This window comes from Streptomyces sp. NBC_00669 (assembly GCF_036226785.1).
In the GTDB taxonomy this organism is placed as follows: domain Bacteria; phylum Actinomycetota; class Actinomycetes; order Streptomycetales; family Streptomycetaceae; genus Actinacidiphila.
The window spans coordinates 291,751-303,876 of the sequence record NZ_CP109018.1 but is presented as its reverse complement, the minus strand read 5'-3'; the positions used below and the strand labels follow the sequence as shown (position 1 = coordinate 303,876).

Annotated in this window: 11 protein-coding genes and 1 pseudogene; 9 read left to right on the top strand and 3 right to left on the bottom strand. The window is 73.5% G+C overall.

All coding sequences use genetic code 11. The annotated features are described in order from the left end of the window. Positions 1-255: 255 nt before the first annotated feature. The 3 genes from OG896_RS01265 (at position 256) to OG896_RS01255 (ending at position 2,322) form a co-directional block, all read left to right on the top strand. Complete coding sequence (locus tag OG896_RS01265; protein ID WP_329361532.1) at positions 256-1,146, top strand: AraC family transcriptional regulator; 891 nt, start codon at positions 256-258, stop codon at positions 1,144-1,146. Between the two features lie 106 nt (positions 1,147-1,252). Further along, complete coding sequence (locus OG896_RS01260) at positions 1,253-1,612, top strand: hypothetical protein (RefSeq protein WP_329361530.1); 360 nt, start codon at positions 1,253-1,255, stop codon at positions 1,610-1,612. 170 nt (positions 1,613-1,782) lie between these two features. Further along, positions 1,783-2,322 (top strand): GNAT family N-acetyltransferase, encoded by a 540-nt coding sequence (locus tag OG896_RS01255; protein WP_329361528.1) that lies wholly within the window; start codon positions 1,783-1,785, stop codon positions 2,320-2,322. Positions 2,323-2,635: 313 nt separating this feature from the next. On the opposite strand, the gene OG896_RS01250 is transcribed toward OG896_RS01255, so the two are convergent. Beyond that, positions 2,636-3,505, bottom strand: coding sequence for an aldo/keto reductase (locus tag OG896_RS01250; RefSeq protein ID WP_329361526.1), 870 nt, complete (start codon positions 3,503-3,505; stop codon positions 2,636-2,638). Positions 3,506-3,782: 277 nt separating this feature from the next. Here OG896_RS01250 and OG896_RS01245 point away from each other — a divergent pair, with 277 nt between their 5' ends. Both OG896_RS01245 and OG896_RS01240 read left to right on the top strand, forming a co-directional pair. Further along, positions 3,783-4,754, top strand: coding sequence for an aldo/keto reductase (locus OG896_RS01245; protein ID WP_329361524.1), 972 nt, complete (start codon positions 3,783-3,785; stop codon positions 4,752-4,754). A 158-nt stretch (positions 4,755-4,912) separates the two neighbouring features. Further along, positions 4,913-5,095, top strand: coding sequence for a DUF4236 domain-containing protein (locus OG896_RS01240; RefSeq protein WP_329361522.1), 183 nt, complete (start codon positions 4,913-4,915; stop codon positions 5,093-5,095). A 28-nt stretch (positions 5,096-5,123) separates the two neighbouring features. On the opposite strand, the gene OG896_RS01235 is transcribed toward OG896_RS01240, so the two are convergent. Further along, entirely contained in the window at positions 5,124-6,866 is a 1,743-nt protein-coding gene (locus OG896_RS01235) for an ABC transporter ATP-binding protein (protein ID WP_329361520.1), read from the bottom strand. 532 nt (positions 6,867-7,398) lie between these two features. Continuing rightward, a pseudogene (locus tag OG896_RS01230) lies at positions 7,399-9,103 on the bottom strand (ABC transporter transmembrane domain-containing protein); the annotation flags it as partial. 380 nt (positions 9,104-9,483) lie between these two features. On the opposite strand from OG896_RS01230, the gene OG896_RS01225 reads away from it, so the two are divergent. From OG896_RS01225 to OG896_RS01210, 4 genes are all read left to right on the top strand, one after another. Then, complete coding sequence (locus OG896_RS01225) at positions 9,484-9,765, top strand: GlsB/YeaQ/YmgE family stress response membrane protein (protein ID WP_328473247.1); 282 nt, start codon at positions 9,484-9,486, stop codon at positions 9,763-9,765. 183 nt (positions 9,766-9,948) lie between these two features. After that, on the top strand, positions 9,949-11,391 hold the full coding sequence (gene gndA / locus OG896_RS01220) for an NADP-dependent phosphogluconate dehydrogenase (protein ID WP_329361517.1): 1,443 nt from the start codon (positions 9,949-9,951) through the stop codon (positions 11,389-11,391). A 76-nt stretch (positions 11,392-11,467) separates the two neighbouring features. After that, entirely contained in the window at positions 11,468-11,824 is a 357-nt protein-coding gene (locus tag OG896_RS01215; RefSeq protein WP_329361515.1) for a PRC-barrel domain-containing protein, read from the top strand. Between the two features lie 120 nt (positions 11,825-11,944). Further along, a complete protein-coding gene (locus OG896_RS01210; RefSeq protein ID WP_328473253.1) occupies positions 11,945-12,115 on the top strand; it encodes a hypothetical protein in 171 nt (56 codons plus the stop codon). Positions 12,116-12,126 lie beyond the last annotated feature (11 nt).

The following is a 12,126-nucleotide window of genomic DNA, read 5'->3' as shown; positions in this document are numbered from 1 at the left end:
ACGGTTCGACCCCTTCCCGAGCGCCTTTCCTTCCCCCCCACCGTGCCCTCGCGGCCGGTGGTGAGCCGGTGGTGAGCCGGCGGCGAACCGGCGGCGAACCGGCGGCGGAAAGGGGGTCGGCGGGGGCTTGGGACTGGCTTGTTTCCGGGGGTGCGGGGAGCGGTCGGCGTCGTAGCGTGCGTGCCGGGCGCCCTGGAGCCGGGCTCGTGCCGCCGGTTCCGGGGTATCGCGTGCATCGGGCATGGAGGGGGAGAAGTGCGCGGATCATGGGGGATGACGGAGAGCGGCATGTGGCGGCTGGTGAGGGGAGCGCCGAGCCCTCGCCTGGGGGAGGGGGTGTCGGACTACCGGGGGTTCCATCTCGCCCTCGACCGCCCGCAGCGGCGGATCGAGTTTCCCAGCGGGATGATCACGATGGTGATCAACTTCGGTGACCGCATCCGTATCGGACCGGTGGCCACCGAGGAGACGTCAGGGAGCGGGCCCCGCCCCGAGCCGTACCGTTCGCTCGTCAACGGGCCGCGCAGTGACGCGACGATGGGGGAGCACGACGGCCGTCTCGAAGGCGTCGAAGTCCATCTCGCGCCGTGGATGGCGTACACGGTCCTGCGGGTCGACATGCACGAGTTGCGAGGTCGGATGGTGCCACTGGCCGACCTGCTCGGGCCGGAGGGCGACGAGTGGGAGGGCCGCCTCGCCCAGGCGGTGAGCTGGGCGGATCGTTTCGCCCTGCTGGACACGATGCTGCTGCGCAGGTGCGCACGCGGCCGGGCCGCCGCCCCGCAGGTGGTGTGGACCTGGAACCGGCTGGTCAGGTCGGAAGGAGCGGTTCCGGTCGGCCCGTTGGCGACCGCGGCCGGCTGGAGCGCGCGCCATCTCGAACTCCGGTTCCGCGAGCAGATCGGCATGTCGCCCAAGACGGTCGCCCGGGTGCTCCGGATGCAGCGCGCGCTGCGCATGCTGACCGCCGGCACCGCCCCGGCCCGGACGGCGGCGGCCTGCGGTTTCTACGACCAGGCGCACCTGCACCGCGACTTCAAGGTGATGACCGGCGTCACCCCCGGGACGTTCCTCCTGCACCGCGGCGGCGCCGGGCGCCCGGTGGACCGCATGCCGGGAAAGGTCACCAGCACCCTCCTGCGGTGAACCGGTCATCTCGCGGGGATTGCGGTTTTTTCCAATACCCCGCCACCGGCCGGCTGTGAGCATGGCGTCCCTCGATCGGAACTTCCCTTCGGAAACGGAGATTCCCATGCGGATCAGGAAGAACGCCGTGACCCTGCTGGCGGCGACCGCGCTGCTGACCGGTCTCGGGGCCGTGGTCGGCACCACGAGCGCCTCCGCCGCGTCACCGTGCGACTCCTACGGCTACACCAACAACTCCAGCGGCTACGGGCACATGCTCGGCACGTACCACCTCAAGTCCGAGCCCGCGGCGGCCTGTTCCAACACCGGCACGGCCACCAACGGCAGCGGCTTCTACATGTGGTGCTACGTGTACAACTACTACGGCAACGTGTGGGTCTACGGCCGGGTCCAGGGCACGGAGACCAAGGGCTGGATGTCGGGCGACAACGTCACCTGGGAGAGCGGCAGCCTCAACTACTGCTGAGGTCGAGGCCGAAGCCACGGGTCCGACCGCGCCGCGCGGGTCCGGCCGCTTGCGGGTCGAGTTCGGGATCGGGTTCGGGAACGGGGGCGGGCGCGGGTTCGGGGGCGGGCTGGTGGCCTGATCGGTCCGTGCGTCTTGATCACCGCCGAGGGCGCTGATTGGCTGCGGGTATGACCGAACTCGGACCAGTCCCCTGGCCACCCGCTCCGATCAGGACCGAGCGGCTCGTGCTCCGTGCGCCCGAGGCCCGGGACCGTACGGCCTTCATCGAGCTGCTCGCCTCGCCCGAGGTGCACACCTACCTGGGAGGCCCCCGGCCGCGTGACGAGCTGGAGCGGGAGATGCCCGAGGTGCCCGAGCGGTGGCGGGGGAGTTTCGTCGTCGAGCGCGACGGGGCGATGATCGGGCAGATCCTGCTCAGGAGAGCATCGGAGCAGCATCGTCCGGCTGCCGCGGGGAAGGCCGATCTCGGCTATCTGTTCCTGCCGCGCGCGTGGGGGTTCGGGTACGCCGCCGAGGCGTGCGCGGCGGCACTCGACTGGTTCGACGGCGTCCTTCCGGGCGAGCCGGTGGTGCTCGCCACCCAGACCGCCAACGCCGGGTCGCTGCGCCTCGCGGCGAAGCTGGGGTTCACCGAGGTGGAGCGGTTCCGGGCCTGGGACGCCGAGCAGTGGCTCGGCATGCGCTCCCCGGTCACGCCGCGCGATTGAGCTCGTACGCGTCACCGCGTCACCGCGCCACCGTGGACCATCGAATCGGGGGAGCCCACGGCGGCGGCGCCGACCGGCCCCGCTGAGGTGCGCGCCAACCCGCCTCGTCACCCACCGCGAAGGCCGGGGACCGGAAGCTCCTGGTCCCCGGCCTACGCCGGTCGCGGGTCAGCACATCACGCGGCGCACCCGACAGTGCGGCTCGCGCCGTCGCACCGGTCGCGCGGCTCCGGTCCCAGCCGACCGGGTCGGTCAGCTCGGCCCGCCGCGCGTCCCAGCCGACCGGGTCGGTCAGCTCGCGCCGTCGCGCCGCTCAGCCGACCGCGTCGGTCAGCTCCGCGAACTCCGCGTCGGTCAGCTCCAGTCCGGCCGCCGCGATGTTGTCGTCCAGGTGCGCCACCGAGGACGTGCCCGGGATCGGCAGCATCACGGGGGAGCGGCGCAGCAGCCAGGCGAGGGCGAGCTGGGAGGGGCTCGCGCCGTGCCGCTCGGCCAGTTCGGCGAGCGGCCCGCCGGGCTTGGCCAGCTCGCCGGTGGCCAGCGGGAACCACGGGATGAAGGCGATGCCCTGCGCCTCGGCGTGGTCGAGCAGCTTCTCCGCGGAGCGGTTGGCCAGGTTGTACAGGTTCTGCACCGACGCGATCTCGGCGACCGCCCGGGCCGCCTCCAGCTGGTCCACATCGACCTCGGAGAGCCCGATGTGCGCGATCTTGCCCTCCTCCTGGAGCAGCTTCAGCTCGCCCACCTGCTCCTCCAGCGGCACCTTCGGGTCGATCCGGTGCAACTGGAAGAGGGGTATACGGTCCAGGCCCAGGTGCCGCAGGCTCATCTCGGCCTGCTGCCGCAGGTATTCCGGCCGCCCCACCGGCCGCCAGTCGTTCGGCCCGGAACGGGTCAGCCCGGCCTTCGTGGCGATCACCAAGTCCGCCGGATACGGGTGCAGCGCCTTGCGGATCAGCGGCTCGGCCACCACCGGCCCGTACGAGTCGGCCGTGTCGATGAAGTCGACGCCGGACTCGACGGCCCGCCGCAGCACGCGCACCGCCTCGTCGGGGTCCTTCGGGTCACCCCACACCCCGGGTCCGGTCAACTGCATCGAACCGAACCCCAGGCGGGTGACCGGCAGCTCCCCGCAGAGGGAGAAGGTCCCGGACGCCTTGGCGGGCTGGGTCTGGGTGCTCACGATGACATGCTCCTTCCGCGGTTGCCCGGCCTGGCCCGGTGCGCACCGCTGGGATGGTCCGTGCGACCGGGTCCGCCCGGTCACGCCTGCCGAACAACCGCGTACCGGGTGCCCGCTATTCCAGACGCCGACATTCCGCAAGACGGGATTCCGCATGCCGGACCAGGCGGTTCCGCGACCCTGACCTCCGTCTGGTTGCATGGGCAGCGGTATCCACGAAACCGATGGCACACACACGTACGGACAGCACGTACGGATACACCGAGGAGGCGGCCTCATGCGCTTTACGCGACTGGGCGCGACCGGTCTTGAAGTGTCGGCGATCAGCCTGGGCTGCATGAGCTTCGGCGAGCCGGACCGCGGCAACCACGAGTGGACCCTCGGGGAGGACCCGAGCCGGGACCTCATCAAGCGGGCCCTCGACGCCGGGGTGAACTTCTTCGACACCGCGAACGTCTACTCCGCCGGCAGCAGCGAGGAGATCACCGGCCGCGCGCTGCGCGACCTCACCGACCGCGACGAGGTGGTGATCGCCACCAAGGTGCACGGCCGGACCCGGCCGGGACCCAACGGCGGCGGGCTCTCCCGCAAGGCGATCATGACCGAGATCGACCACAGCCTGCGCCGGCTCGGCACGGACTACGTGGACCTCTACCAGATCCACCGCTGGGACTACGACACGCCGATCGAGGAGACCATGGAGGCGCTGCACGACGTGGTGAAGGCCGGCAAGGCCCGCTACATCGGCGCCTCCTCGATGCACGCCTGGCAGTTCTCGAAGGCGCAGTACACCGCGGACCTGCACGGCTGGACCCGGTTCTGCTCGATGCAGAACCACTACAACCTGCTCTACCGCGAGGAGGAGCGCGAGATGCTGCCGCTCTGCGCGGACCAGGGCGTCGGCGTCATCCCGTGGAGCCCGCTGGCCCGCGGCCGGCTCACCCGCCCGTGGGACGAGACCACCGCCCGCGCCGAGACCGACGAGTTCGGCCGCACCCTCTACCACTCCGCCGACCGCGTCGTGGTGGAGCGGGTCGCCGAGGTCGCCGCGGCGCGCGGCATCCCCGCCGCGCAGGTCGCGCTCGCCTGGATGCACCGCAACCCGGTGGTCACCGCCCCCATCGTCGGCGTCACCAAGGCGCACCACCTGGACGACGCGGTGGCGTCGCTGGAGGTCGAGCTGACCGACGAGGAGGTGGCCCGGCTGGAGGAGCCGTACGCGCCGCACGCGGTGGCCGGCTTCCACTGACCGGTCGGCGGTTGTCGGTCTGACCGGTTCGCCCCGGCCGAGGTCGACCGGCCGCGCCCGGAAGCGGCGCGGCCGGTCAACTCCGGCCGGACCGGCGGCTGCCAGGGGTGAACGCGGCCGTCGCGGGCAGACGGCCACGGGAGACCGAGGAGGCCATCATGCCCGTGACGTTCCGCAAGTCCTTCCACATCTTCCCCGGAGTGCGGCTCAACGTGAACCGCAAGTCGCTCTCCCTGACGCTGGGCCGCAAGGGCGCGCACCGCACCTGGTCCACCACCGGCCGCCGCACCACCTCCGCCGACCTGCCCGGCCCCTTCGGCTACCGCCACACCGAACGCTGAGGCGCGACGCGGCCGGAACGGCGGGCGGCTACTCCTTGCCGCCGTGCCAGGACGACCAGAGCGCGGCGTAGGCGCCCCGGGCCGCGACCAGCTCCTCGTGGGTGCCGAGTTCGGTAAGCCGGCCGCCCTCCATCACGGCCACCCGGTCCGCGTCGTGGGCCGTGTGCAACCGGTGCGCGATGGCGATCACGGTACGGCCGCGCAGCACGCTCGCCAGCGCGCGCTCGGTGTGGCGTGCGGTGCTCGGGTCGAGCAGGGCGGTCGCCTCGTCGAGGATCAGCGTGTGCGGATCGGCCAGCACGACCCGAGCCAGGGCGAGTTGCTGGGCCTGCGAACCGTCGGTGCGGTGGCCGCCGTCACCCACGGCGGTGTCCAGGCCGTCCGGCAGGTCGCCGACCCAGTCCGCCCCCACGGCCGCCAGCGCCGCGAGCAGTTCGTCGTCCCGCGCGGCGGGCGCGGCGATCAGCAGGTTGTCCCGGATCGTGCCGAGGAACACGTGGTGCTCCTGGGTGACCAGCACGACATGGCGGCGCAACTGCTCGGGGTCCAGGTCGGCGACCGGGACCCGGCCCACGGTCACCGACCCCGCGTGCGGGGCGTCGATCCCCGCCAGCAGCCGGCTCAGCGTGGTCTTGCCGGCACCCGAGGGGCCGACGAGCGCCAGCCGCTCGCCGGGACGCACGGTCAGATCGACACCGCGCACCACCTCGGCCCCGCCGGCGTAGGAGTAGCGGGCGCCGACGACGTCGATCCGGTCGTCGACGGGGGAGGGGGCCGCCTGCGGCGCGACCTGCGCGGCCCCGCCCAGGCCCTCGACGCGGGCGAAGGACGCGCTGCTGCTCTGCAACTGCTCGACCCACATCATGATCGAGTCCAGCGGCTCGGACAGCTGCCGCAGATACAGCGCCGCGCTGACCACCGCGCCCAGGCTCATCACGCCGTGCGCGTGCAGCAGCCCGCCGACCATCAGCACCGCGACGACCGGGACGATGTACGAGATGTCCACCGCGGGGAAGAACACCGTGCGCAGGTTGAGCGTACGGGTCCGGGCCCGGCGGGAGACCTCGATCGCGTCCCGGCTCGCCGCGACGCGCCGCTCCTCCAGCCCGAACGCCTCGACCGTCCGCGCGCCGGTGACCGTGGCGGCGAGGATCTCGGTGACCGCCGAGTTGGCCGCGCCCTCCGCGAGGTAGGCGGCACGCGCCCGGCGCAGGTACCAGCGCAGCGCGAACCAGATCCCGCCCAGGCCGAGCAGGCCGCAGCAGCCGAGCAGCGGATCGAGCACGAAGACCGCGCCGAGGATGAACAGCGCCTGGACCAGGGCGATCAGCACCTCGGGCGCCGCGTCGCGAAGCGTGGTGCCGACCATGGCCACGTCCGTGGTGCCGCGCGCGGTCAGGTCGCCGCTGCCGGCGCGTTCCACCACCGAGGCCGGCAGGGTCAGCGCGCGGTCGACGAACTGCTCGCGGACCCGGGCGAGGGTGCGCTCGCCGAAGCGGTGGCCGAGGTAGCGGGCGTAGCGCGCGAGCAGGAACTGCGCCACCGCGAAGAGCAGGATGACCAGCGCCAGCCGGTCCACGGCACGCACCTCGCCGCCCTTCTGCACCTCGTCCACGATCCGGCCGACCAGCCACGGCCCGACGAGCCCGGCCGCGGCGGCCAGCGCGTTGAGGGCGAGTACGGCGGCGAAGGCCCGGCCGTCGGACCGGATCAGCCGCCCCGCCGCCCGCCCCACGGCCGACGGCTCGGCGACCGGCAGGTGCCCGCTCATCAGACCACCTCCCCGGACCCGGACCGGTGCGCGTCGCCCGCGTCGCCGGTGCCGTGCTCGTCCCGGCTATCCCGGCTATCCCGGCCGTCCCGGTTGCCGTCGTTCCCGCGCGCACCGGGCCGGCCGGCCGCCGCGGGTGGCCCGTCGCCTGGCGGTTGCCCGCCGGTCGCGGGGTCCGCGCCGGGCCGGTGGTCGCCGACCGCCTCGCGTGCTGGGGACCTGTTGTCCTTGCCCGGACCTCGTGCGCCGGTCCGGTCCATGCCCACGCGGGGCCCGTCGCCTGGCGGTTGCCCGCCGGTCGCGGGGCCTGCGTCGGGCCGGTGGTCGCCGGCCGCCTCGCGTGCCGGGGACCTGTTGTCCCCGCCCGGACCTCGTCCGCCGGTCCGGTCCGCGCCCACGCGCTCGCCCGTCCCGCCGCCGTCGGCAACCCCGGCTGCGGCCGGCACGGACGCGGTACCGCCCGGGTCCTGGTCCGTACGGCCCGGATCGTCCCCGTCCGTGGGTGAGAGCTGCGCCGGGACCTGCGGGGCGTCGGCCTCGGCCGCGCTGCGGTCGACCAGCGACCGGTAGCCGGGCTCGCGGCGCAGCAGGTCGCGGTGGCTGCCGGAGGCGACGACCTTGCCGTCGACGAGGTAGTGCACGGTGTCGGCCTGGTCGAGCAGGACCGGCGAGGTGCCGGTGACCACGGTGGTGCGGCCGGTGCGCGCCGTGCGCAGCCGGGCCGCGACGGCCGCTTCGGTGTGCGCGTCGAGCGCGGAGGTCGGCTCGACCGCCATCAGCACCTCGGGTTCGGCCAGCAGCGCCCGGACCAGGCGGATGCGCTGGCGCTGGCCGCCGGAGAGGTTGCGGGCCTGCGCGTCCATGGCGGTGCCGAGCCCGTCGGGCAGCCCCTCGATGATGTCCTGTGCGACGGCGGCATGCACCGCGCGGGCGACCGCCTCGTCGTCGTGGTGGCGGCGGCCGGAGACCATGTCGCGCAGCGGACCGGCGAACAGGTCCGCCTCGTTGTCGGCGACGAGGATACGGTCGCGGACCTGCGCCGCCGCGACCTCGTCGAGCCGGACCGGCCCCCAGGTCACGGCCCCGGGCGCGAACCCGCAGAGCCGGTCCACCACCTCGGCGGACTCGGCGGGCCGTCCGCTGACCAGCGCGGTGAGCGTGCCCGGCGCCACCTCGACGCCCGAGCCCGGGTCGCGCAGCGCGGACGGCGCGGCGGGCGGGTCCGTACGGGCCTGGCGCAGGGCGGAGTCGGGCACCAGGGACAGGAAGCCCACCACCCGTTTGGCGGCCACCAGCCCGCGCGTGACGTCGTACCCGCACTCGATGAAGAACGCGACCGGCACCACGAGCACCGCGACGTATCCGTAGACCCCGACGAACTCGCCCACCGAGATGGACCCTTCGACGGCGAGGCGGGCCGCGAGCCAGGTGACGAGTGCGAGGAAGACCATCGGCAGCCCGACGCCGAGCGCCTGCACCCAGCTCGTCACCGCCCCGACCCGGTAGCCCTGGCCGGTCAGCTCGCCGGAGTCCCGGCGGAAGGAGTCGGCGAACAGCTGCTTCCCGCCGAGGCCGTTGAGGACCCGCAGCCCACCGGACAGGTCGCCGATCCGGGCGGTCAGACCGCCCTGCTGCTCGCGGTAGACCGCCTCCGCCCCGCGCAGCCGCCCCAGCAGCGGGCCGACCAGCACCGCGATGACCGGCACCCCGAGCAGCACCACCAGTGCCAGCGACACGGAGACCGACAGCAGCAGGCCGGCCACCACGAGGTAGGCGATCACCGAACCGAAGCCCGGGCCGGTCATCGTGAGGGACTGGCTGATCTGCTGGACGTCGGTGACGCCGATCGTGACGACCTCGCCGGCCCTCGCCTGCCGCGGCAGCGCCGCACCCAGCCGGGTGGCCTGGCCCACCACCGACTTGACGGTGCGGAAGGTCGCGTCCATCCGCAGCCGGGTCATCGTGCGGTGCCGCATGATGCTCACCCAGGCGTTGACCACGCCCAGGCCGAGCAGGACCCCGCTCCACGCGGTGAGCGCGCCCATCCGGCCCGGTTCCAGGCCGTCGTCGATCGCGCGGGACAGGACGTAGGGCGTCAGGGTGATGAGGACCATCCAGACGGTGCCGAGCAGGGCGCCCCCGGCCGTACGGCCGCGCTGGCTCATGAGCAGCCACCACAGGTAGCGGCCCGCGCTGCGGTGGTCGGGGGTTCCGGGGTCCGCGTACGAGTCGATCACCGGCGGCATCCGCGGGTCTCGCGGTACGACCGGGGCGGGGGCGGCTGCTGGGGTGGGTGCATGGCCGCCACCTTCGCAGAGCACCCCGCCGGCGGGCCAACGTATATCTCGCCTTCTCGGGCGCGGCGGGGGCTCCGTCCGGGGGCTGGTCGGCGCTTCGGCCGGGGGTTGCCGCCGCTCCTTTCGGGTGCCGCCGCCCCGGCCGCGTGGCGCGTACGTCCCGGCCGCGTGGCGCGTAAGTCCCGGCAGGGTCGCGGGTACGCCTCGGCGGCGTCGCGCGTTCGTCCCGTCCGCGTCGCGGGTACGTCCCGGCGCCGTAACAACCCTCCATCCGGCGGGTCTTGCGGTGTGTCCGGCGAATCGCGGGGCATATGGCCAGCATGGGACTCATCGGTTGGATCATTCTGGGACTGCTCGCCGGGGCGATCGCCAAGCTCCTGCTGCCCGGGCGTGACCCGGGTGGGGTGCTGGGCACCATCGTCATCGGCATCGTCGGGGCCTTCCTCGGCGGCTGGCTGTCGGCCAAGCTGCTGGACAAGCCCGTGCCGCACCACTTCTTCGACGGCCATACCTGGCTCGCCGCGATCGGCGGCTCGCTGGTGTTGCTGATCGCCTACCGCCTGCTGTTCGGGGACTCCCGAGATCGCCGAAGCCGACGCTGAGCGGCCCGGCCGGGCCCGACCCGGCCGCCCCGCTCCTCACGGCCCGGCCAGGCCCGCCCAGCAGCCTCGGCCGGGCCGCGCCGTACCCCCGAACGGCCCCGGTGCGCGGGCCGGCCGGCCGCCGGACGAGCACAATGACCGGAGCGGCATCCACGGCCCCCGCAGCGGCACCAGGAGCGGAACATGAGCGCAACCGCCGACATCGGCGTGACCGGACTCGCCGTCATGGGCAGCAATCTCGCCCGGAACTTCGCCCGCCACGGGTTCACCGTGGCACTGCACAACCGCACCACCGCCAAGACCACCGCCCTCGTCGACGAGCACGGCGACGAGGGCGCCTTCGTGGCCACCCGCACCCCCGAGGAGTTCGTGGCCGCCCTCGAACGCCCCCGCCGGCTGATCATCATGGTCAAGGCGGGCGACCCCACCGACGCGGTGATCCGCGAGTTCGCCCCGCTGCTCGAAGAGGGCGACGTGATCATCGACGGCGGCAACGCGCACTTCGAGGACACCCGGCGCCGCGAGCGGGAACTGCGCGCGCAGGGCATCCACTTCGTCGGCACCGGCATCTCCGGCGGCGAGGAGGGCGCGCTGAACGGCCCGTCCATCATGCCCGGCGGCTCCGCGCAGTCCTACGAGTCGCTCGGCCCGCTGCTGGAGCGGATCGCCGCGAAGGCCAAGGACGGCACGCCCTGCACCACCCACATCGGCCCGGACGGCGCCGGCCACTTCGTGAAGATGGTGCACAACGGCATCGAGTACGCCGACATGCAACTCATCGCCGAGGCGTACGACCTGCTGCGCGCCATCGGCGGCTACACGCCGGCCCAGATCGCCGACATCTTCCGCACCTGGAACACCGGGCGGCTCGACTCGTACCTGATCGAGATCACCGCCGAGGTGCTGGCCCACACCGACGCCGCGACCGGCCGCCCCTTCGTGGACATCGTCGCCGACCAGGCCGAGCAGAAGGGCACCGGCCGCTGGACCGTGCAGACCGCGCTCGACCTCGGCGTGCCCGTCTCCGGGATCGCCGAGGCGGTCTTCGCCCGTTCGCTCTCCGGCCACGCCGACCTGCGCGCCGCCTCCCGCGGCCTGCCGGGCCCGCAGGCGAAGGCGCTGTCCGGCCAGGCCGCGGCCGACTTCGCCGACCAGGTCGAACAGGCCCTGTACGCGTCGAAGATCGTCTCCTACACCCAGGGCTTCCACCAGATCCAGGCCGGCAGCGACGCCTACGACTGGGACATCGACCTGGGCCGGATCGCGGCCATCTGGCGCGGCGGCTGCATCATCAGGGCCGCGTTCCTGGACCGGATCACCGCGGCCTACGACGGCCGCCCCGACCTGCCCAGCCTGCTGTCCGACCAGCGGTTCGCCGACGAGATCGGCGCCGCGCAGGACGACTGGCGGGCCGTGGTGGCCGCGGCCGCGGCGGGCGGTGTGCCCGCCCCCGGCTTCTCGGCCGCGCTCGCCTACTACGACGCGCTGCGCGCCGAGCGGCTGCCCGCCGCCCTCACCCAGGGCCAGCGTGACTTCTTCGGCGCCCACACCTACCGGCGGATCGACCGCGAGGGCGTGTTCCACACGCTGTGGGGCGGCGACCGCGACGAGGTCGACGCCGGCTGAGCGTAATGCCCCGGAACGGGGGAATGCGACCACGCACAGGGCACCGGGCGTGCCCCGGCGAAAGGTAGGTTGGGGAATGATCGAGTCCGCTGATCTGCGCGAGTGGCGCGACCACGACGTGGTCGACGAGGACAGCCACAAGATCGGCGCCCTGGAGGCGGTCTACGTGGACACCACCACGGACCTGCCCGCGGTGGCAACGGTCCGGGTCGGACTGCCCACCCGGCACCGGCTGGTGTTCGTGCCCGTCGCGGAGGCTGTGATCGGCCCGGGCTACGTACGGGTCCCCTACGCCAAGGCGCTGGTGAAGTCGGCCCCCTCGATCGGGACGGACGACGTCCTTCCGGTCGAGGACGAGGAGGCGATCTACCAGCACTACGGGCTCCCGTACGAGCCGGGGGCGAAGGGCACCCGGCTGCTCGCCCGTCGCTGACCGCGCCCCCGTACCGGCGACGGGAGCCACCGGTACGGCCGGCATCCGGCGGCGTTCCGGCCGCGACCGGAACGGGGACCGCCGGCCCGGTCGCCCTCCGCCCCGAAAGGACATCGGACCATGAGCCTGTTCCTCTTCCTGATCATCGTGGCGATCGTCCTCGGCCTGATCGGCGCGGCCGCCGGGGGCCTCGGCTTCCTGCTCGCGATCGGCATCGTGGTGTTCGTCGCCGACCTGGCGTGGGGCTTGTGGCGGCTGCTGCGCCGCAAGCGGCCGCGGCCGGTCCGCTGAGGCGGCCGGCG